Below are 20,049 nucleotides of genomic sequence, written 5' to 3'. Positions count from 1 at the left end.
TCGCAAAAACCGACAGATTATAAATTTCCATAAATCATGATATCTCGAAGCATACAAGACGTCCGATCCCGCACCTATGGCGCAATTGCAATTCACCGGCCTTCATCTTAAGACCGGGCCTCAATCAAAGCGACAAACAGGCGACCGGAAAGGTATCCCGTGGCAAACGATCTCTTCCCCCTTGGACCCGACACCACCCCCTGGAAGAAACTGACCGACAAGCATGTCGGCGTCGAGGAATTCCGTGGCCAAGAGATCCTGACGGTCGATGTGGACGGTTTGCGCCTTCTTGCCGAAGCGGCCTTCGGCGATATCAACCATCTGCTCAGGCCCGGACATCTCAAGCAGCTGGCAGCGATCCTGGACGATCCCGAAGCCACCGAGAACGATCGTTTCGTCGCTTTCGACCTTCTCAAGAACGCCAATATCGCAGCCGGCGGCGTACTGCCGATGTGTCAGGATACCGGAACGGCGATCATCATGGCCAAAAAGGGCCGCAAGGTCTGGACCGAGGGCGGCGATTACGAGGCACTGGCCGGCGGCGTGATGGACGCCTATGAGCGCCGCAACCTGCGCTACTCGCAGCTCGCTCCGCTTTCCATGTTCGAGGAAAAGAACACCAAGACCAACCTCCCCGCCCAGATCGACATCTATGAGGAAGGCGAGGACAGCTACGACTTCCTGTTCGTCGCCAAGGGCGGCGGTTCGGCCAACAAGACGTTTCTGTACCAGGGCACGCCGTCGCTGCTCACCCATGAGCGGATGGTCGAGTTCCTGCGCGAAAAGATCCTGACCCTGGGCACCGCCGCCTGCCCGCCCTATCACCTGGCAATCGTCATCGGCGGCACTAGCGCCGAGATGAACCTCAAGACCGTCAAGCTCGCCTCGACCAAATATCTTGACGAGCTGCCGACCGAGGGTTCGGAATCGGGCCACGCATTCCGCGATCTGGAGATGGAAGCCGAAGTCCACAAGATGACGCAGCAGATGGGCGTCGGCGCGCAGTTCGGCGGCAAGTATTTCTGTCACGATGTCCGCGTCATCCGCCTGCCCCGCCACGGCGCCTCGCTGCCGATCGGCCTCGGCGTCTCCTGCTCGGCCGACCGCCAGGCCAAGGGCAAGATCACCAAAGACGGCATCTTCCTCGAGCAGCTTGAGACCGATCCGTCGACATACCTGCCGGAGATCGATGAGGAAAAGCTCTCCGAACACGTGGTCAAGATCGATCTCAACCAGCCGATGGCGGACATTCTGGCCGAGCTGTCGAGGCACCCGATCAAGACGCAACTGTCGCTCACCGGTTCGATCATCGTCGCCCGAGACCTGGCGCACTCGAAGATCCGCGCCCGGCTGGAAGCAGGCGAAGAAATGCCCGATTACCTCAAGAACCACCCGGTCTACTATGCCGGCCCAGCCAAGACACCGGAAGGCTATGCCTCGGGCTCCTTCGGCCCGACAACCGCAGGCCGGATGGATTCCTATGTCGATCAGTTCCAGTCCTTCGGCGGCTCAATGGTCATGCTCGCCAAGGGCAACCGCTCCCGCTCGGTGCGCGAAGCCTGTGCCCGGCATGGCGGCTTCTACCTCGGTTCGATCGGCGGCCCGGCGGCCCGCCTGGCGCAGGACTGCATCAAGAATGTCGAGGTCGTCGAGTACCCTGAGCTCGGCATGGAGGCGATCTGGCGGATCGAGGTGGAGAATTTCCCGGCGTTCATTGTCATCGACAACAAGGGCAACGATTTCTTCAAGGAATTGAATTTAGGCTGAAATCCCGAAAGAGCTCGGAGATTAGCACATTAGACATTGGTGCAACGGAGGTGTCTGACTTCGTTGCCATTAACATTTCCCCAAGATTTAACCCGTAAGAATATCGGTAGTCAGAGCTATGAAAGCCACTTTGGGGACGAAAGATGACGGTAGCGCCTACGAACAAGGTCCATTCAATGGACACGGCCACTTTGGTGCTCGCCACCATGCGCCGTCGTGGTATTGCCGGCCTGCCGCGCAACTACGAGCTGGTCTACGAAGCCCTCAACGCATCCAATCCGACCCTGACAAGGCAGTTTGAAGCGCTCGGACGCAACCCAAGCCAGGAAGAACTCGATGTTCTTGGCAAGAAGGTGTTGCCCCATCACCATCGCGCCGCCGTTGTCGAAGGCGCGCACGACAGGATTTCCGGAGAACTCGACGGTATGCTGCGCCTGCTCAAGCAGGAACAGTCATCCATGGAGAGCTATTCGAAACTGCTTGGCGAAGCTTACAACCGCATTTCCAGCAAGAGCATGGCAAGCGCCGAGATCCTCAACAACGTGATCAGCGTTCTCACCAATGCCACCGGCGACAACATGGAAAAGGGCAAGGTCGTCGTCGAGCACATGGTCGAGCGCGCGCGCGAGATGGAACAGGTCAAGCTTGAACTCGACGAGTACAAGCGCATCGCTAATACCGATCCGCTGACCCGGCTTGCCAACCGCCGCGCCTTTGACGAGGTCCTCGCCAACATTTACAACGAACAGCGCGATGCGATGTATTACGCGTTGATTGTTGCCGACATCGATCATTTCAAGAAGTTCAACGACACTTACGGTCACCCGGTCGGCGACAGGGTCCTGGGCGTGGTTGCTGCGGTGATGAAAAGCACGCTGCGCAAGGATGTGTTCATCTCGCGCACGGGCGGCGAGGAATTCGCGGTCATTCTCCAGGGAACCAGCCTCGAGATCACCCTCGAAATCGCCGAGCGCCTGCGCAAGGCGGTCGAATCAACGCCGTTGCGCAACCAGAAAACCGGGGTGAATTACGGCCCCATTACGCTGTCTCTCGGAATATGCATGGCCACCGACGCCGACAGCGCCGAGGAACTCTACAACAAGGCCGACGTTGCGCTCTATACCGCCAAGCACAGCGGCCGCAACAGGTCGCAGCTCTACAAGCCGGAACTCAACCAGGAGTTCGAGAAAAACTGGGCCATATACAAAACCTGAAGTTTTACTCCGCCATACTGGACATGGCCTGTATTCACCGGGCCGGAACATCAAGAGATTTTGGCGCAACCGAACCGCTGCATGCTGGACAGCCCGTGGCGAAGCAGTTACCCATAACAATTGAGGGTCGGGTCTTGTCAGTGGGCAGGCGCGGGCCTGGCAGACCGAACCGTCCCGCAACATTTCAACGACAGCCCTGGATCGTGACATGATACGCCTGATTTCCTCCGCTTTTCTCGCCCTGTGCCTGATGGCGCCTGCTGCCGTGCAGGCCCAGCCGGCCGGCCAGACTTCATCGGAATCCAAGACCCTCCTGCAGATTCTTTTTCCGCCATCGGAAAACTACAACAAGTACCGTCGCTCGGATAAGTCGCCGATCAAGCGCAAGGTGATCTCCTTCAAGGAAAACCATCCCGAGGGCACGATCATCATCGACACGTCAGACCGGCGTCTCTACCACGTCACCGGCAAGGGCAAAGCCATGGCCTACGGCATCGGTGTCGGCCGCGACGGCTTCACCTGGCAGGGCAAGAACAAGATCACCCGCAAGGCTGAATGGCCGGGCTGGACCCCGCCACAGGTCATGCGCGATCGCGTAAAGCGCCAAGAAGGCCGCGTGCTGCCGGCCTACATGCCCGGCGGCCCCGACAACCCGCTTGGTGCGCGCGCCATGTATATCGGCTCGACCATCTACCGCATTCACGGCACCAATCAGCCCTGGACCATCGGTCAGGCGATGTCGTCGGGCTGCATCCGCATGGCAAACGAGGACGTCGAACACCTCTACGACCAGGTCAAGGTCGGAACCAGGGTGATTGTCCGGAACTGATCGGGCCGCCACACCGTCCAGCAATGCAAGAACCGGCCTCTCAGGCCGGTTTTTTTATCACCACAAGCTATTCTTCGCCCGCTCCGGCCATTCCCGGTCGTAGGCGCGGCCGTCAAAATCCTGCTTGAGCTCGCGCATCAGCGCTCCGGGCGTCGGCAACCCGGACGCATCAGGCCAGGCTTCCTGCTCCCAGAGCCTGGCCCTCATCAGTGCCCGCGCACACTGGAAGTAGATCTCCCCGACGGTAATGACGATCACCGAGCGCGGCGGCTTTCCCTCCATGGCAAGGCTGGCGAGCAGCGCCGGCTCAACCGATATCTCGGCGGTACCGTTGACCCTCAGCGTGCTGTTGGATCCGGGAATCAGGAACAGCAACGCAACCCGGCTGTCGCGCACGATATTGCGCAGAGAATCAATACGGTTGTTGCCGCGCCTGTCGGGCAGCAACATCGTCCGGTCATCCCTGATCGAGATAACCTGGCCCGGATCACCCCGCGGCGAGCAATCGAGGCCTTCCGGGCCGCAGGTGGCAAGCGCAACGACCGGCGAAGCTTCGACAAGTCTGCGGTAGCCTTCGGTCAGCCGGTGGCTGACCTTGATCCGAGAGGCCTCCGAGCTCTCTCCGTAGATCGCCTCGAGTTCAGCCACCGTCCTGACAACGCTCATGCGAGCCTCCGTTTGCTCCCCTGTTCAGCGGGCGGTGCCACTCTATTCGCTTCGCGCTCACATGGAAGCGGCAGGCCGACGATTTCCCCCGCACCTGCGCCCTGTTGCAGAAATTCGACAACCGCCTGTGTGACCGGAGGAGCAGCGACGATGCGGCGATGCCCGAAACCGTTCGCCTTCATCAGCCGGACATGCGGTCCGAGCCGGGCGATGGCTTCCGCATTGGCAAATGCTACTTCCTTGTCGTCCTCGGCGTGGATCACCAGTGTCCGGATCGGCAGGTCGTGCATCATCCTTTCAACCTGGAACTCGGACAATGGCCGGCCGGCAAACCTCAAAACCTGACGTTCAAAGGCCCGCTGTGCCGCAGCACCAAGACCAAGCAGCCTGCCGGCCCACCTGAACACATCGGCCATGTCCGAGGGGGCTGCGATGGTGACGATACGGTCGGGCCGCCGTTGCGGCACATGCAGGATCGACCCCGCCGCCGCCGCCATCACCGAAGGGCCGCCGAAGGAATGGCCGACAAACGCATCGAACGGTCCATGCTGCCGCCAGGCGGCATCGATCGCCTCCACCGCTTTGCCCAGATGAAGCGTGCGACCGGTCGACGCCCCGTGTCCCGGAAGATCAAGGCAGACCGCGGTATGGCCCGCGGCAACAAGCGCATCGGCAAGCGCAATCATGTGATCGCTGCGGGATCTGTAACCATGCACGAGGAGCACCTTCTGCCCTCCGGCGCGGCAGGGATCCGGCCGGAATACATGGGTGGCAATGACGCTGCCGGGAATGACGAGACGGACGGTTTCGCTCTCATCCATGCGCGCCCTGGCCAGTTCCAGCGCCTTGCGTTCCTTGTCGCTCTGCGGCTTGGTCGACCGGGTGCGCGTGAACAGCCAGAACGCCATTTCGCCTGCCCGGTCGGGCGATTGTGCGGCGACAAGACCGAGCAGCGCACGGGTGACCTTTTCAACGAGAGATGCCATAGTGGGATTTCCAGATTGGTTCAACTATGAACAGAATTGTACAACCATGAACAAAAAGCAACCCCTTCCCTGGGACAACCCGCGTTTTCACAACTGGATCGCTGTGGCCCGCGCCTGCCAGGTGATGGGACTGAGCCTTGCGCGCGCGCTTCAGCCGCTCGACATCAAGCCGCCGCACCTCGACATTCTGGTCAATCTGTTCCGCACGCCGGGTATCTCGCAGCAAGATCTGGCCGACAAGCTGCTGGTGGGCCGCTCCAACCTGTCGATGCTGTTGCCGCAACTTGAAAAACGCGGGCTTCTGGTCCGGCGCAGCGACCCCCAGGACCGGCGCGTGCTGCGGCTGGAACTGACGCCTTCGGGAACCGATCTGACGCTTGAGGCAATTGCCATCCAGACAGACCTGATCGACCGGACCATGAAGACAGCAAGCACGGAGGAGTGCAACCTCGTTGGCGAAGTGATGACCCGCATCATCCACGAGCTGACCCGACCGGACGGTGCAATTGAGGCCCGGACGGAAGAAGCCGAGCGCAAGAAGGCCTGATCCAGCCCTTACCGGGTCCGTGTCATGCCCTTGTCGGCAAGTTCAGCGATATACTCCGCCCAGCGCTCTTCCTTCGCCTCGCCAATCTCCGACAGGAAATTCCAGGTGAAGATGCCGCTGTCATGACCATCGTCGAACACCAGCCGCACGGCATAATTGCCCACCGGCAACACCTTCGTGATGGTCACGTCGGACTTGCCGCCCACAGTCACCCGTTGCGCCGGAGAGTGCCCCTGTACTTCCGCCGACGGGGATCGGACCCGCAGCAACTCGGCCTCTATCGCATAGGACCTATCGTCGGTGAATTGGACCGTCAGCATGCGACGGTCGGGAGAGACCCGCAATTGCTTGGGCCAAGCCGTTTCATGAACGCTCATCGGTCGCTGTCCTCAAATTCTTCGCATTTGTGGCTGATCTAGAACCGATCCGGTCCGATCACAAGCCAAAGCCGTCAAAACACAGCGTACTGGTGCCAATCCGTTTGCTCCGCCCCCTTGACGCACCGGCGGAGGATGACGACATTGCACACCACAAGTGAAGGATCATCCGCCATGGAAGACACCGCAGCGCCGATCATGATCGACCCCTTTGGGCGGACGGTGAACTATCTCCGGGTTTCGGTCACCGACCGTTGCGATTTCCGCTGCACCTATTGCATGGCGGAAAACATGACCTTTCTGCCCAAGAAGGATCTTCTCACGCTTGAAGAGCTTGACCGGGTCTGCACCGTTTTTGTCGAGAAGGGCGTGCGCCGCATCCGCCTGACCGGCGGCGAACCGCTGGTGCGCAAGAACATCATGGAGTTCGTTCGCCAGGTCGGACGCCACATCGACGCCGGCCGCATGGATGAGCTGACGCTGACCACCAATGGCTCGCAGCTCACGCGCTTCGCCTCCGAACTCCATGATTGCGGCGTTCGCCGCATCAATGTCTCGATCGACACGCTGGATCCCGACAAGTTCGCAAAGATCACCCGATGGGGCGATCTCGGCAAGGTTCTCGACGGTGTTCGCGCGGCCCAGGCAGCGGGCCTGAAGATCAAGATCAACGCCGTGGCGCTCAAGGGCTTCAACGACACCGAGATTCCCGAAATGCTCAAATGGGCACATGGCCAGGGCATGGACATGACGGTGATCGAGACCATGCCGATGGGCGAGATCGACGAGGACCGCACCGACCAGTACATGCCGCTGTCGCTGCTCAGGAGCAATCTCGCCAAACAGTTCACGCTTGAGGATATCCCGTTCCGCACCGGCGGCCCTGCCCGCTATGTGACGGTCAAGGAGACCGGCGGCAAGCTCGGCTTCATTACCCCGATGACCCACAATTTCTGCGAAAGCTGCAACCGGGTGCGACTGACCTGCACCGGCACGCTCTACATGTGCCTCGGCCAGAACGATGCCGCAGATCTGCGCGCCCCCCTGCGTGCTTCCGAAGGTAATGAGCTGCTGTCGGCCGCCATCGATGAAGCCATAAGCCGCAAGCCCAAGGGCCACGATTTCATCATCGACCGGACCACGAAGCAGCCGGCGGTCTCGCGCCACATGAGCGTCACCGGGGGCTAGGCTCCCCGATCACTGCTTGGCGCCGCTCGGCGTTGGACCGACAGATCCCAGCCCCTGATCGATCAATTTCCGTGATGGACCGGTCATTGACGGCGGCTGTCTCGGCTTTCCCAACGATGCTAGGGTGAGGCTCGAGCCAGCGATTCCTGCCGGCCAGTTCCGGAAATCACATGGCACTTTCCTCCAATTTGCGCGGTGCGTTGTTCATGTCCCTGTCGATGGCCGGGTTCACGTTCAACGATTCGATCGTCAAGCTCCTTACCGATCACATCAATGTCGGACAGGTGATGTTCCTGCGCGGCGTCGTTGCCACGCTACTGATCTATCTTCTGGCCCGCCAGCGCCGCGCCCTGCGTCCAATACGCGTACTCGCCGATCGCTGGGTCGGCCTGCGCGTGGTTGGCGAGGTGGGCGGCACCCTCACCTTCCTCATCGGCCTGTCCCATATCCCGCTCGCCAATGCCTCGGCAATCCTGCAGGCGCTGCCGCTGGCGGTGACCATGGGAGCAGCCGTGTTCCTGTCCGAACCGGTCGGATGGAGGCGATGGGGCGCCATTCTTGCCGGGTTTGCCGGTGTCTTGATCATCGTCCGCCCGGGACTGGACGGGTTCTCGCCCTATGCGCTGATGATCGTCGGCACGGTCCTATTCGCGGCCGCGCGCGACCTTGCCACGCGCAAGATCAATGCCGCGATCCCCTCGCTGTTCCTGTCAACGATAACGGCGGCTGCCGTGGCTGTCGCCGGCCTCTTCATGACCTGGCCGATGGGCGGTTGGCGGCCGGTCAGCGCGGCCGATTTCGGACTGATCAGCCTCGCGGCATGCCTTCTGCTGGTCGGATACCAGTTCATCATCATGTCGATGCGCGAGGGCGAGATCTCGTTCATCGCCCCGTTCCGCTACACCAGCTTCATCTGGGCCCTGCTCCTGGGAATGGTGGTGTTCGGCGAATATCCCGATGCCTACATGATCACCGGCGGCGTGATCGTCATCGGATCAGGTCTTTACACGCTCTATCGCGAGCGCGTCAGGGGCACGGCCAAACCCGCCGCCCGTTCCGCGCCCCGCCATTCGCCATGATGAGCGTTCATCCTGTACCTGAAATCGACTTCGGGCAATCGGGCTCATCGCCATTGCCGGCCGTGCCTCCTTCGGCGGAACTGTTGACATTGCCGGCCCGAGGCGTACTTGCAGAGGACGTCACGCCGGACCGGGAAGCTGCTTCCTTGTCCAGATCAACGAGCAACTTGACATGCATACATTCGCCCCACGCAGCGTTGCAGAATGGACATTGGTCTACTTCGCTGTTGCCGGACATGCGGCTCCACCCAATCGCAACACAGCTCCCATCAACAACAAACACCCTAGGAATCTACTGCTTTCAAGACTTTCCTTCAGAATCACAAAGTAAATTTTATTGGTCCTGCATGCAACAGCGTCAAAACAGTTCTCCCGGCGGTAAAAATCCGCGCGATCAGGCACCGTTCCTGTCTCAATTCGTTTGCATCGCGATCACCAAGGACACACAACACACGCAATGACCAGAACAGTATTCCTTGATCGTTCGACTCCGCCGCACATTGCCACCCTCGTGGTGATCGCCGGGCTCAGTGCGTTGAACATGAACCTCATTCTGCCGTCCCTGCCCGGCATCGCTTCCTATTATGAGGCGGACTATGCACTGGTGCAGCTGGCAGTATCCGGTTACCTCGCCGTCACGGGCCTGCTGCAGCTGATCATCGGCCCGCTGTCGGACCGGTACGGCCGGCGCCCGGTGATGATCGCGAGCCTGAGCATCTTTCTCATTGCCACCGCCCTGACCCCGTTTGCCCCGACCATCGAGGCTTTCCTGATAATCCGCATGGTGCAGGCCGGCGTCGTGTCGGGAATGGTTCTTTCGCGCGCCATCGTGCGGGACATCGTCGGCACCGAAAAGGCAGCGTCGATGATCGGCTATGTCACCATGGGCATGACGCTGGCGCCGATGATCGGGCCGGCCCTGGGCGGCATCATGGAGGAACTGTTCGGCTGGCAATCCGTGTTCGGGTTGCTGTTCCTGTTCGGGGTGATCGCATTCGTGATGCTCCTGACCGATCTGGGCGAGACCAACCACAACCGCTCCGCCAGCATGCTCAAGCAGTTTGGTGCCTACCCCGAACTTATCCGCTCGCGCCGCTTCTGGGGCTATGCACTGACAGCCACCTTCGCGTCCGGCGCATTCTTCTCGTTTCTCGGCGGCGGTCCTTTCGTGGCAACCGCCATCCTCGACTTGCCGCCCTCCCAGCTCGGCCTCTATTTCGTGTTCATCGCGCTGGGATACATGACCGGCAATTTCCTCTCCGGGCGCTTCGCCAGCCAGATCGGCATCAACCGGATGATGGTCACCGGATGCATCATCGCAACGCTTGGCATGAGCCTTTCGCTGACGCTCTTCCTCGCAGGCCTCTGGCATCCGCTGTCCTTTTTCGGACCGATGCTGCTTGTCGGCCTCGGCAACGGCATCACCCTGCCAAGCGCCAATGCCGGCATCGTCAGTGTCCGCCCGCATCTGGCGGGATCCGCATCGGGTCTTGGCGGGGCCATGATGATTGGCGGGGGCGCAGCCCTGTCGGCGCTTGCCGGAGCGATCCTCTCCGCCGAAACAGGTCCCTACCCGTTGATCATCGTCATGCTGGTTTCCTGTATCTTCAGCGTCTTTGCCACGCTCTACGTGATCAGGGTAGAAAACAGCCTTTCGGACGATGCAAAGATCACACGCGTGTCCTGAAAACCGCCCACCGGTTCAGTCGTTGACCGGCCGCCGGCCTGATGGTCCTCGATCAATTCCGGCTCCGGCCGGGCAGTGATTGACAGCTCGGCAAAACTTACGCGAAACGGATTTGGGTAACCTGGGATTTCCTGTTGCAATCATCTGCTAAACAATGGGAATATTCCCCATAGCGCGGTGAGCATCACCAGCGATCAACGGAAAGCGGCGGTCAACAAGCCGCTATCCCGCCAACAGAGAGGACACCTATGTCAATTTCCAGACGCTTTACCCTCGCAGTCTCCGCTGCAGCCCTTGCCCTTTCCATGGGCGCTGCGGCTCAGGCAGCCAGCCACGGCGGCATGAAGAAGGTCATCATCGGCACCGAGGGCGCATACCCTCCCTTCAACAATCTTGAATCGGACGGCAGCCTCGTCGGCTTCGACATCGACATCGCCAACGCCCTGTGCGCCGAGATGAAGGTCGAGTGCGAATTCGTCACCCAGGATTGGGACGGCATCATTCCCGCCCTGCTCGCCGGCAAGTTCGACGCCATCATTGCCTCGATGTCGATCACCGAGGAGCGCAAGGAGAAGGTCGATTTCACCAACAAGTACTACAACACGCCCCCGGCCGTCGCCGTGCCAAAGGACAGCCCGATCACCGAAGCCACCGATGCCGGCCTTGCCGGCAAGATGATCGGCGCTCAGTCCTCGACCACCCATTCCAACTATGCCGAGGAAAAGCTGTCGTCGGCCGAGCTCAAGCTCTACCCGACCCCTGACGAGTACAAGCTCGACATCGATTCCGGCCGCATCGACGCGGTCATCGACGATGTCATCGTGTTGACCGAATGGCTCAAGTCGGACGCAGGCACCTGCTGCAAGCTGCTCGGCACCCTGACCCCTGATCCGGTCATCAACGGCGAAGGCGCCGGCATCGCCATCCGCAAGGGCGAGACCGAACTGCGCGACATGTTCAACGAGGCCATCGCCGCCATCCGCGCCAACGGCACCTACAAGGAAATCAACGACAAGTATTTTGACGTTGATGTCTACGGCGACTAATCCGCAAAAGCTTCTCTGAGGCATCAGGGGGCGGCGGGCAGCAATGTTCGCCGCCCTGCACCACACCAGAACCGCCGGAAAGGCGGCAAGGGTCAGGGGACAGCATGGAACCGACGGCATCGCTGGGAGAGCAGCTGTATTGGCTTGCATCGCTGTTTGACCCGTTCTGCGGCCCGCTCGGCTTTCTCAACCTGCTGCCCGACGGCTCGCTCTTGTCCTGCGGGGACACGGGCTGGGGTGACGAGGTGGCAAGAGGCTTTTTCGTTACCATTACGCTGGCGCTCTGCACGCTTCCGATCGGGCTCATCATCGGGCTGTTCCTGGCTCTGGCCAAGCAGACCGAAGTCCGTTCACTGCGCGCGGCGGCCAACATCTACACCACCATTTTCCGCGGCCTGCCCGAACTCCTGACGATCTTCATGATCTATTTCGGCCTGCAGATCGCAGTCCGCGAAGTAGCCATCGCGCTGGGTTTTGAGCGCGGCTTCGACATCAACTCCTTCATTGCCGGCACCATTGCACTGTCGTTGGTGTTCTCCGCCTACGCCTCGGAGGTCCTGTCGTCCGCCTTCAAGGCGATCCCCAAGGGCCAGTACGAGGCGGGCCATGCGCTCGGCCTGCGGCCGCGCAAGACCATGCGGCTCATCATCCTGCCGCAGCTGGTCCGTATCGCTCTGCCCGGTCTCGGCAACCTCTGGATGATCCTGATCAAGGATACGGCGCTGATATCGGTGATCGGGCTTGGCGACACGCTGCGACAGACCGGCATCGCCGCCAAGGTCACCAAGGAAGCCTTCTTTTTCTATGGCATCGCCTGCCTGCTGTTCCTGGCCCTGGCGATGGCCTCATCCGTGGTGTTCTCGAAGATCGAGACCCGCGTGCGCCGTTCGGGGGTGAGCCGATGAGCATCGCCAACGACCTGATCCCGCCGCAGCCGCCACCGCCTGTCACGGCCTTCCGCTGGACCGGACTGCGCATCCTCGGGGCGTCCTTGCTCGGCCTCTGGATCCTTGCGGGCATCGCCCTGGTGCTCTGGCTGATCGACGCCTGGGACATCGACAAGGTCGAAACCTATGGCCCGAAATTTCTGTCCGGCCTTGGCACCACCCTCACGCTTGTCGGCATCTCGATCACGCTCGGAGCAGTGTTGTCGGTTCCGGTCGCCTTCGGCCGGATGTCGTCGAACCGCATCCTGTCGTCGCTCGCCTACGGCTATGTCTATTTCTTTCGCGGCACTCCGCTGATTGCACAGCTTTTCCTGATCTACTACGGCTTCGGCACCTTCCGCGATCAGCTTGAGGCGATCGGGCTCTGGGTGTTCTTCCGCGACGCCTGGAATTGCGCGCTGTTCGCCTTCACGCTCAACACCGCCGCCTACCAGGCCGAGATCCTGCGTGGCGCCATCGAGAGTGTCACCCGCGGCCAGCACGAGGGCGCGGCAGCCCTGGGCCTGACCCGGTTCCAGACCTTCTACAAGATCATCCTGCCCCAGGCGATGATCGTGGCACTGAGGCCCTATGGCAACGAGATCATCCTGATGATCAAGGGCTCGGCGATTGTCGCCATCGTCACCGTCTTCGACCTGATGGGCGAAACCCGCCGCGCCTATTCCCGCACCTTCGATTTCCAGACCTATATCTGGGCCGCTGTGTTCTACCTGGTCATCGTCGAGGCCCTGCGCAACATCTGGGAAAAGCTCGAGCAGCGCCTGACCCGCCACCTCAAGCGCTAGCCGGGCCATTCGCCGCTTGCCGCGACCGCACCTTTGTATAAAAGGGGCGCGAAACCAGATGTGGAGCCTCCAGATGGCCAGAACAGACGACGATGCTTTGGCGGAAGCCTATAACCGCGCACTTGCGCTGGAGAAATCCGGCGATTTCGATCTCGCCGCAGCGGCCTACGCCGAGGTTCTGGCGCTCGATCCCGATGATCACGGCGGTGCCGCGGTAAGGCTCGCCTCGATGAAGCGCGGCGAGATCCCCGTGCGCGCACCCGAAGCCTATGTCGCCACCCTGTTCGACCAGCATGCCGATGTCTTCGACAAGGTTCTGGTCGAGGACCTGGGCTACCATGTGCCGCTCTTGCTCAGGCAGCGCCTGATCGAACTCGGCCTCACCAGCTTCGACCGGATGCTCGATCTCGGCTGCGGCACCGGCCTGACCGGCGGCGCGCTCGAAGACATGGTCGATGACGCTACCGGCCTCGATCTCGCCGAGAACATGGTCGAGATCGCCCATGAGAAGGGCCTCTACGACACGCTCTACGTGGCCGACGCTGTCGACTATCTCGAGGACAATGACGACGAGCCGTTCGATCTCATCGCCGCGACCGACGTGTTGCCCTATCTCGGCGCACTTGAGCCGCTGTTCGAGGCAGCAGCGAAAAACGCCACGCGAGGCGCACTGTTCTGCTTCTCGAGCGAGACCCTGCCCGACGCCGATTTCGAGGGCCGCCCCTACACGGTTGGCCGCTTCCAGCGCTTCGCCCACACCGAGTCCTATGTCCGCGAGGCACTCACCGCTGCGGGCTTCGAGACGCTGGAGGCCGGCGACATCATTGTCCGCCACGAACAGGGCCTGCCGATCGCCGGGCATCTGTTCATCTCGCGCAAGAGCTGAACCGGCGCCGAACCAGGTTGAACACCGGGCTTGGAAACACAAAGGCCGCGAGAGGGATAACCACCTCGCGGCCTTGAGGCGCTTAAAGCCGTAAAGCGCCCTACTTCATTTTGAACACCGACGGATCAGGACCATTGCGCAGGCCGACATCGAGACCCTCGATAGCCTTCATTTCGTCGTCGGTCAGCGTGAAGTCGAACACGTTCAGGTTCTCCGCCTGACGGCCAGGATTGACCGAGCGGGCGATCGCAGCATGGCCGAGCTGCATGTGCCAGCGCAGGATCACCTGTGCCGGGCTCTTGCCGGTGCGCGCTGCAGCCGTCGCGATCGGCTTGGCCTCGAACGAGCGTGCATTGCCAAGAGGAGTCCAGGCTTGCGCTACAATCTTGTGCGCATCGCAGACCGCGCGGAGTTCGGGCTGCTGCAGCAGCGGGTTGATCTCGATCTGGTTGAGCACCGGCGTCTCGCCGGTTTCCGCGATCAGCCGGGCCAGATGGTCGGCATTGAAGTTCGACACGCCGATCGAGCGCATCAGGCCATCGTTGCGCATTTCGATCATCGCCTTCCAGGTTTCGACATAGAGATCCTGGCTCGGCACCGGCCAGTGGAGCAGAACCAGGTCCAGTTGATCGACACCGATGCTCTTCAGGCTTCGCTCGACCGAAGCCCGGGCCTTGTCGCGCCCCTGATCACGGTTCCAGATCTTGGTGGTGACGAAGATCTCCTCGCGCGGCACGCCAGAACTCCTGAGGCCTTCGCCAAGACCGGCTTCGTTACCGTAGATGAAAGCTCCGTCGATCAGCCGGTAACCGGTCTTGATGGCGCTGGCGACGGCGGCCGCAGTCTCGTCCTGCGGGATCTGCCAGATGCCAAACCCGAGCTGCGGAATTGCGTGTCCGTCATGAAAAGCAATGTTTTTCTGGTCAGTCATTCTCGATCCTTGATGTGAAAAAGGCAGTGCGACTGCAGCGTCGTTCCAGCCTGTCACTTAAGCACCTCGCGCACCGCCGCAACCCCGGCCCACAAACTTTACCAAGAGAAGGGGACGGCAGGGCTGTGTCGAATTTTGGCCCGCTGTAACGTGGCTCAGGCAATTCGGGCCGGATCGCATTCAGATTCCGGCGATCACAGAAGCGTGATCTCTTGAAATTATCCCGCGGGCGGCAACGTATGACTCATGTCAACGCACTCGGAAGGAACCTATAATGCGCCGTCTTCTCTTCGCAGCAGCACTCATGATGCCGACCGCGGCCTTTGCCGCCGGAACCACAGACACATCTCCCCCGAAGCCGACCGAGACCACCAAAGTCTGCAAGGATGGCAAGATCTGGGACAAGAAAACCAAATCCTGCGTCAACGCAAAGGAGAGCCGGCTGGATGACGACACACGCTACTCCGCGGTACGTGAACTCGCCTATGCCGGCAAGTATGACGACGCGCTCACAGTGCTTGCGGCAATGTCGGATCAGAATGAGAGCCGCGTTCTGACATATTATGGGTTCACCCATCGCAAGGCCGGACGTGTCGAACTTGGGATGCAATACTATCAGGCCGCATTGAAGAGCAATCCGGACAATCTGCTTGCACGGTCCTATATGGGCCAGGGTCTGGTGGCCGCAGGCGACGTCAAGGGCGCCAGCGTGCAACTGGCGGAGATCGAAGCCCGTGGCGGAAAGTGGGATTGGCCTGGCCTCGCGCTGCGTCAGGCAATCCAGTCAGGCAAGACCTACAGCTACTGATACTCGTCGCTGCAGCAAGCCGCGACCCGGCAATGGAGTGGTTTCTCTCCTCGTCCGGGTCGCATTTTTTCGATCGCAACAAACGGCCGTGGCTACAACGGAGCCTTGCCGGATCAGCCTCACCCCGGGCTGAGGCTCCATACCCCCACCGGATCGGCAACATCCGTGGCCGGGATCTCGATCGAGTTCACATCGGCCCAGATCGGCGCGAAATCGTTGTAATGGCCAGAGAACACATTGCCTGATTGTCCGGTGGTCTGGATGTAGGTGGAGCGGTCGAGATCGGCCATATCGAAGATGCCGCGATAGCTGGCCGCATTGGTGTTGGCGTAGGGATCCTTGTCGTCCTGGACCTGGGTGCGTCCGCGGTCCAGCGTGAACGGCCCGCCGCCGCTTTCCACCTCGACATTGAAGAACCGCCTGAGCAGGCTCACTTCGCCGAACGGGCGGTGCGCGCCCTTGGCGTAATGCGCCTGACCCCAGCGCCATGTGCCCGGATCCTCGCCATACCGTTCGGAAAGTTCTGCAACCGCAGCCCCGAAGGCGTCTGTGACGATCTGCTCGCAGCTTTCCTCGTCCGTGGTGGATTTGACATCGCACCAGTTGCGCGCGGTCTGGCCGTCGAGCAGCCGCTCGACCACCTTGCCGCGGATCTTGAACCAGTCCCTGAACATAAAACCCAGATCGTCTTCAAACGTCATCATCATGGTGTGACGCACCCAAGCCATGAACAGGAGCGGCTCCATCTTGTCGCGCGCCATGGTCTCGTCCCAGGAGGCAAGCCGGGCAACAAGCGCCTGATTGTCTTGAGACAGGGACTTGCCCTCCAATGCCTTGAGCATGCGCGGCTTCAGGCTGGCAAAGGCCGGGGAGAAGATATCGGCCTGCATCTGCCGCGACATCGCCGGCGTGTGCTTCTCGCCCGATCCGTTGAACAGCGTCTCGATGCGGTTCTGACGATAAGGTTCTTCCCAGTCGAAGGTCAGATGAAGCGGATACTCCGGCCCGACAATCTTGGTGTTGGCCGTGGCGATCAGCCCGCTGTCCGGGTTGGTCTGCCGCGGCAGATCCCTGTAGGGCGCATAGCCGCGCCAGTCATAGATCGCGTTCCATCCCGGCGCCGGCGCACGGCCCATCAGCCGGTTGGCCGGATCGCGCCGCGGCACCCGCCCTGCAGCGACAAAACCGATATTGCCGGACCTGTCAGCCACCACCATCGACTGCATCGGCGTCAGGAAGGCGTCGAACCCGTTCTGGAAATCCTCGACCGTGCGCATGGTGTAAAGCCGCGGTCCGACCATGGCCGTGGTGTCGTCATGCGCAAGCGCCACCCATTGCAGCGCCGCAACGGTATTCTGGGGCAACAACCTGTCGAAATGCTTGTAGGTCGCCGGGAAGACCGGTCCGTGGCGGGTCCAGCGGCGGGTAAAGCTCTGGTCTTCACCCCCCTTGACCTTGATTACTTCCTCTTTCTGCCCGAACGGCGCCCAACCGGTGGGCGTCAGATACTCGTCCGGATTGTCGGGATTGACCCGCTCGACAAACACGTCCTGCGCATCGGTCGCCGTGTTGGTGAACCCCCAGGCGATGTCGTTGCCCCGCCCCAGCAGCACGAAGGGCGTGCCCGGCAGCGAAACTCCAATCAGGCGCCTTGGCTCATCGAACTCCCCTGTCACCTCCAGATGCGCAAGGTACCAGATCGACGGCGCCATCAGGCCAAGATGCGGATCATTGGCAACGATCGGCAGTCCCGACTGGGTGCGCTCACCCGAAACAACCCAATTGTTGGAAGCGCCCGTCGCCAGAACGCCATCGATGTCGTCAAAGATTGCCGATGCATCGGCCGTGGTCGCGGGCTCGCCGATCGGCGCCGGATCAAGACCAAGCAGCGCCGTCAGATCCGGCATCTCCGGCGGAGTGTCGACATCGAGGTAAGGCAGCAGATCGCGGATTTCCGCCTCGCTCAGCCCGATCCGGTGAAAACCGAGACGCAGCGCTTCTTCGCCAAGGTTCTCTGCAAGCGAAACCGACATCATCTTGATCGCGGTCAGCGTATCCACCGGCCGCCAGGGCTCCGGCTTGTAGCCGAGGATCACATATTCGGGCGGCAGCCGGGAGGAAAACACCTGCGGGTTCCGCTCGATCCAGGCGTTGACGCCGCGCGCATAGCCCTCGAGCATCACCATCGTGTCCGCGTCCATGACGGCAAGCGAAGCTTCCGCTGCCTCGCTGATCGCCATGGTCCTCAGCCAGATATCAGTGCTGACCGTGGCGCCGCCAAACAGTTCGGACAGGCGCCCCTTCCCGGCCATGCGGCTGACTTCCATCTGCCAGAGCCGGTCCTGTGCATGCGCAAATCCGAGGCCGGCTGCAACATCACCCCGGGTCGCGGCCTTGATGTGCGGTACGCCGTTAACGTCCCGCGTGATCGTCACCTCGCCGCCCAGTCCGGCAATTTGCATGGCCCCGTCGGAGGGCGCTTGCGAGCGCGAAGCCCACAGCATTCCCGCGCCCAGAGCCATTACCGCCAGCGGAACCAGCAGAAGAATGAGCTTGATAAGCCCTTTGACGATGCGCATCATTGGTTTATGTCCCTCCCAGGAACCGGCGGCCTGCCTTACGTATCGCGCAATCAGGTCAGCCGTAAAGCGCATTTGTGACAAAAGGATTGGCGAAATGGCAACAGTTTCCTTCATCGGACTTGGCGTGATGGGCTACCCCATGGCGGGACACCTCAAGACCAAGGGCGGCCACGAACTTAGGGTTTACAACCGCACTGCGGAGAAAGCCCGCAAGTGGGCCGATGAGTTTGGCGGTACCGCCTGCGACACTCCGGCCGAGGCTGCCAAGGGCGCCGATTTCGTCTTCACCTGCGTCGGTAACGACGATGACCTGCGCGCCGTGACGCTTGGCCCGGACGGCGTTCTCAGCGGCATCAAGGATGGCGCCATCCTGATCGACAACACCACGGCTTCCGCCGAAGTGGCGCGTGAGCTGGCCGAAGCCTGCGCCGCCAAGGGCTGCGGCTTTCTCGATGCGCCGGTGTCCGGCGGCCAGGCCGGAGCCGACAACGGCGTGCTGACCGTCATGGTCGGCGGCGACGAGGCGACGTTCGAAAAGGCAAGCCCCGTCATCGACGCCTATGCCCGCATGGTCGGCCTGATGGGGCCGGTCGGCAGCGGCCAGCTGACCAAGATGATCAACCAGATCTGCATCGCGGGCCTGGTTCAGGGTCTGGCCGAAGGCATTCACTTTGGCAAGAAGGCCGGTCTCGACATCGAGAAGGTGGTTGATGTCATCTCCAAGGGGGCTGCGGGTTCCTGGCAGATGGAAAACCGCCACAAGACCATGAATGTCGGCAAGTACGATTACGGCTTCGCTGTCGACTGGATGCGCAAGGATCTCGACATCGTGCTCAACGAGGCCAAGCGCAATGGCGCGACGCTGCCGGTAACGGCATTGGTCGACCAGTTCTACGCCGATGTCCAGGCGATGGGCGGCAACCGCTGGGACACCTCCTCGCTGCTGGCTCGCCTGGAAAAATGACGTGGCGCCCCGCCGGCCTCCCGAAAACGCCGACTACAGCCTGCCCGACATCCTGGCGTGGCTAGAGGCGCACGGGTCGGCTCACAACATTGCCGGCATGGCGCGCTTCGGCATCAACACCGAAAAGGCCTATGGCGTCGGCAACACCGCGCTGATGCCATTCGGAAAGACGCTGGGGCGCAATCATGAGCGCGCGCTGGACCTCTGGCGGACCGGCATTCGCGAAGCCCGGCTGCTGGCCCTCTTTACCGAGGAGCCGGCCCGGGTCAGCCCGGATCAGGCCCGCGAGATGACCGGCGACTTCGACAGTTGGGAAATTGTCGACCACGCGTCGGATCTGTTCGTCGCCGCCGGCCATCTCGATGAACTGGTGCCGGAGTTCGCCGCCGACGACCGCGAATTCGTCCGCCGCACCGCCTTCGCCATGATCGCCTGGGCCGCGGTGCACCTGAAAAAGCGCGACGACGCGGATTTCATCGCGCTTCTACCAATGATTGAAACCCACGCCACCGATCCGCGCAATTTCGTCAAGAAGGCTGTCAACTGGGCGCTCCGGCAGATCGGGAAACGCAGCATGGACTGCCACGGACCAGCGCTCGCTCTGGCGGAAAAGCTCGCCTCATCTCAAGACAAGACGGCGCGCTGGATCGGCAAGGACGCGGTCAGGGAACTGTCCGACCCCAAGCGCATTGCCATGATCGGCCAGAAGAAGACTGCCGCCAACAGACAGCGAATACTGGGCAAACTTTAAGGCCCGCAA

Annotated in this window: 19 protein-coding genes; 14 read left to right on the top strand and 5 right to left on the bottom strand. The window is 61.4% G+C overall.

Going from position 1 to position 20,049, the window contains the following annotated elements; all coding sequences use genetic code 11:
- Positions 1 to 159 precede the first annotated feature (159 nt).
- The 3 genes from SPHINGO391_RS08065 (at position 160) to SPHINGO391_RS08055 (ending at position 3,810) form a co-directional block, all read left to right on the top strand.
- Positions 160 to 1,767, top strand: coding sequence for a fumarate hydratase (locus SPHINGO391_RS08065; protein ID WP_152008346.1), 1,608 nt, complete (start codon positions 160 to 162; stop codon positions 1,765 to 1,767).
- Positions 1,768 to 1,943: 176 nt separating this feature from the next.
- A complete protein-coding gene (locus SPHINGO391_RS08060; protein WP_244615144.1) occupies positions 1,944 to 2,981 on the top strand; it encodes a GGDEF domain-containing protein in 1,038 nt (345 codons plus the stop codon).
- Between the two features lie 208 nt (positions 2,982 to 3,189).
- A complete protein-coding gene (locus tag SPHINGO391_RS08055; RefSeq protein WP_152008344.1) occupies positions 3,190 to 3,810 on the top strand; it encodes a L,D-transpeptidase in 621 nt (206 codons plus the stop codon).
- Positions 3,811 to 3,867: 57 nt separating this feature from the next.
- Here SPHINGO391_RS08055 and SPHINGO391_RS08050 read toward each other — a convergent pair whose 3' ends face one another.
- Complete coding sequence (locus tag SPHINGO391_RS08050; RefSeq protein ID WP_152008343.1) at positions 3,868 to 4,476, bottom strand: pyridoxamine 5'-phosphate oxidase family protein; 609 nt, start codon at positions 4,474 to 4,476, stop codon at positions 3,868 to 3,870.
- Positions 4,473 to 5,462 (bottom strand): alpha/beta fold hydrolase, encoded by a 990-nt coding sequence (locus SPHINGO391_RS08045; protein ID WP_152008342.1) that lies wholly within the window; start codon positions 5,460 to 5,462, stop codon positions 4,473 to 4,475. Before SPHINGO391_RS08045 ends, SPHINGO391_RS08050 begins: the two co-directional genes overlap by 4 nt.
- A gap of 46 nt (positions 5,463 to 5,508) precedes the next feature.
- On the opposite strand from SPHINGO391_RS08045, the gene SPHINGO391_RS08040 reads away from it, so the two are divergent.
- Positions 5,509 to 6,009 (top strand): MarR family transcriptional regulator, encoded by a 501-nt coding sequence (locus SPHINGO391_RS08040; RefSeq protein ID WP_152008341.1) that lies wholly within the window; start codon positions 5,509 to 5,511, stop codon positions 6,007 to 6,009.
- Positions 6,010 to 6,017: 8 nt separating this feature from the next.
- Here SPHINGO391_RS08040 and SPHINGO391_RS08035 read toward each other — a convergent pair whose 3' ends face one another.
- Positions 6,018 to 6,386 (bottom strand): DUF971 domain-containing protein, encoded by a 369-nt coding sequence (locus SPHINGO391_RS08035; protein ID WP_152008340.1) that lies wholly within the window; start codon positions 6,384 to 6,386, stop codon positions 6,018 to 6,020.
- Positions 6,387 to 6,560: 174 nt separating this feature from the next.
- Between SPHINGO391_RS08035 and moaA the strand changes: the two genes are divergently transcribed.
- The 7 genes from moaA (at position 6,561) to SPHINGO391_RS08000 (ending at position 14,004) form a co-directional block, all read left to right on the top strand.
- On the top strand, positions 6,561 to 7,574 hold the full coding sequence (gene moaA, locus SPHINGO391_RS08030) for a GTP 3',8-cyclase MoaA (protein ID WP_152008339.1): 1,014 nt from the start codon (positions 6,561 to 6,563) through the stop codon (positions 7,572 to 7,574).
- A gap of 170 nt (positions 7,575 to 7,744) precedes the next feature.
- Entirely contained in the window at positions 7,745 to 8,653 is a 909-nt protein-coding gene (locus tag SPHINGO391_RS08025; protein ID WP_152008338.1) for a DMT family transporter, read from the top strand.
- Between the two features lie 457 nt (positions 8,654 to 9,110).
- Complete coding sequence (locus SPHINGO391_RS08020; RefSeq protein WP_152008337.1) at positions 9,111 to 10,340, top strand: multidrug effflux MFS transporter; 1,230 nt, start codon at positions 9,111 to 9,113, stop codon at positions 10,338 to 10,340.
- 305 nt (positions 10,341 to 10,645) lie between these two features.
- Positions 10,646 to 11,386 (top strand): ABC transporter substrate-binding protein, encoded by a 741-nt coding sequence (locus tag SPHINGO391_RS08015; RefSeq protein WP_152011481.1) that lies wholly within the window; start codon positions 10,646 to 10,648, stop codon positions 11,384 to 11,386.
- Positions 11,387 to 11,490: 104 nt separating this feature from the next.
- Positions 11,491 to 12,291: an ABC transporter permease gene (locus SPHINGO391_RS08010; RefSeq protein WP_152008336.1), complete on the top strand. Its 801-nt coding sequence runs from the start codon at positions 11,491 to 11,493 to the stop codon at positions 12,289 to 12,291.
- Complete coding sequence (locus SPHINGO391_RS08005) at positions 12,288 to 13,118, top strand: ABC transporter permease (protein ID WP_152008335.1); 831 nt, start codon at positions 12,288 to 12,290, stop codon at positions 13,116 to 13,118. Before SPHINGO391_RS08010 ends, SPHINGO391_RS08005 begins: the two co-directional genes overlap by 4 nt.
- Positions 13,119 to 13,191: 73 nt before the next feature.
- Entirely contained in the window at positions 13,192 to 14,004 is an 813-nt protein-coding gene (locus tag SPHINGO391_RS08000; protein WP_152008334.1) for a methyltransferase domain-containing protein, read from the top strand.
- A gap of 100 nt (positions 14,005 to 14,104) precedes the next feature.
- On the opposite strand, the gene SPHINGO391_RS07995 is transcribed toward SPHINGO391_RS08000, so the two are convergent.
- Positions 14,105 to 14,935 carry an aldo/keto reductase gene (locus SPHINGO391_RS07995; protein ID WP_152008333.1) on the bottom strand — a complete coding sequence of 277 codons (831 nt, stop codon included), beginning with the start codon at positions 14,933 to 14,935 and terminating at the stop codon, positions 14,105 to 14,107.
- Positions 14,936 to 15,209: 274 nt separating this feature from the next.
- Between SPHINGO391_RS07995 and SPHINGO391_RS07990 the strand changes: the two genes are divergently transcribed.
- Positions 15,210 to 15,743 (top strand): tetratricopeptide repeat protein, encoded by a 534-nt coding sequence (locus SPHINGO391_RS07990; RefSeq protein WP_152008332.1) that lies wholly within the window; start codon positions 15,210 to 15,212, stop codon positions 15,741 to 15,743.
- A gap of 119 nt (positions 15,744 to 15,862) precedes the next feature.
- Here the strand turns inward: SPHINGO391_RS07990 and SPHINGO391_RS07985 are convergent, their stop codons facing one another.
- Positions 15,863 to 18,325 (bottom strand): penicillin acylase family protein, encoded by a 2,463-nt coding sequence (locus tag SPHINGO391_RS07985; protein ID WP_193217228.1) that lies wholly within the window; start codon positions 18,323 to 18,325, stop codon positions 15,863 to 15,865.
- Positions 18,326 to 18,419: 94 nt separating this feature from the next.
- On the opposite strand from SPHINGO391_RS07985, the gene SPHINGO391_RS07980 reads away from it, so the two are divergent.
- On the top strand, positions 18,420 to 19,289 hold the full coding sequence (locus SPHINGO391_RS07980; RefSeq protein WP_152008330.1) for an NAD(P)-dependent oxidoreductase: 870 nt from the start codon (positions 18,420 to 18,422) through the stop codon (positions 19,287 to 19,289).
- 97 nt (positions 19,290 to 19,386) lie between these two features.
- Positions 19,387 to 20,040 (top strand): DNA alkylation repair protein, encoded by a 654-nt coding sequence (locus SPHINGO391_RS07975; RefSeq protein ID WP_244615379.1) that lies wholly within the window; start codon positions 19,387 to 19,389, stop codon positions 20,038 to 20,040.
- Positions 20,041 to 20,049: the final 9 nt, after the last annotated feature.

This window comes from Hoeflea sp. EC-HK425, assembly GCF_902498795.1.
Lineage (GTDB): Bacteria > Pseudomonadota > Alphaproteobacteria > Rhizobiales > Rhizobiaceae > Hoeflea > Hoeflea alexandrii.
This window is presented reverse-complemented; position numbering and strand designations above follow the sequence as displayed.

Coding starts and splice junctions, on each gene's coding strand:
- SPHINGO391_RS08060 (WP_244615144.1), top strand. CDS start 1,944: ATGGACACGGCCACTTTGGTGCTCGCCACCATGCGCCGTCGTGGTATT.
- SPHINGO391_RS08055 (WP_152008344.1), top strand. CDS start 3,190: ATGATACGCCTGATTTCCTCCGCTTTTCTCGCCCTGTGCCTGATGGCG.
- SPHINGO391_RS08050 (WP_152008343.1), bottom strand. CDS start 4,476: ATGAGCGTTGTCAGGACGGTGGCTGAACTCGAGGCGATCTACGGAGAG.
- SPHINGO391_RS08045 (WP_152008342.1), bottom strand. CDS start 5,462: ATGGCATCTCTCGTTGAAAAGGTCACCCGTGCGCTGCTCGGTCTTGTC.
- SPHINGO391_RS08040 (WP_152008341.1), top strand. CDS start 5,509: ATGAACAAAAAGCAACCCCTTCCCTGGGACAACCCGCGTTTTCACAAC.
- SPHINGO391_RS08035 (WP_152008340.1), bottom strand. CDS start 6,386: ATGAGCGTTCATGAAACGGCTTGGCCCAAGCAATTGCGGGTCTCTCCC.
- moaA (WP_152008339.1), top strand. CDS start 6,561: ATGGAAGACACCGCAGCGCCGATCATGATCGACCCCTTTGGGCGGACG.
- SPHINGO391_RS08025 (WP_152008338.1), top strand. CDS start 7,745: ATGGCACTTTCCTCCAATTTGCGCGGTGCGTTGTTCATGTCCCTGTCG.
- SPHINGO391_RS08020 (WP_152008337.1), top strand. CDS start 9,111: ATGACCAGAACAGTATTCCTTGATCGTTCGACTCCGCCGCACATTGCC.
- SPHINGO391_RS08015 (WP_152011481.1), top strand. CDS start 10,646: ATGGGCGCTGCGGCTCAGGCAGCCAGCCACGGCGGCATGAAGAAGGTC.
- SPHINGO391_RS08010 (WP_152008336.1), top strand. CDS start 11,491: ATGGAACCGACGGCATCGCTGGGAGAGCAGCTGTATTGGCTTGCATCG.
- SPHINGO391_RS08005 (WP_152008335.1), top strand. CDS start 12,288: ATGAGCATCGCCAACGACCTGATCCCGCCGCAGCCGCCACCGCCTGTC.
- SPHINGO391_RS08000 (WP_152008334.1), top strand. CDS start 13,192: ATGGCCAGAACAGACGACGATGCTTTGGCGGAAGCCTATAACCGCGCA.
- SPHINGO391_RS07995 (WP_152008333.1), bottom strand. CDS start 14,935: ATGACTGACCAGAAAAACATTGCTTTTCATGACGGACACGCAATTCCG.
- SPHINGO391_RS07990 (WP_152008332.1), top strand. CDS start 15,210: ATGCGCCGTCTTCTCTTCGCAGCAGCACTCATGATGCCGACCGCGGCC.
- SPHINGO391_RS07985 (WP_193217228.1), bottom strand. CDS start 18,325: ATGATGCGCATCGTCAAAGGGCTTATCAAGCTCATTCTTCTGCTGGTT.
- SPHINGO391_RS07980 (WP_152008330.1), top strand. CDS start 18,420: ATGGCAACAGTTTCCTTCATCGGACTTGGCGTGATGGGCTACCCCATG.
- SPHINGO391_RS07975 (WP_244615379.1), top strand. CDS start 19,387: ATGGCGCGCTTCGGCATCAACACCGAAAAGGCCTATGGCGTCGGCAAC.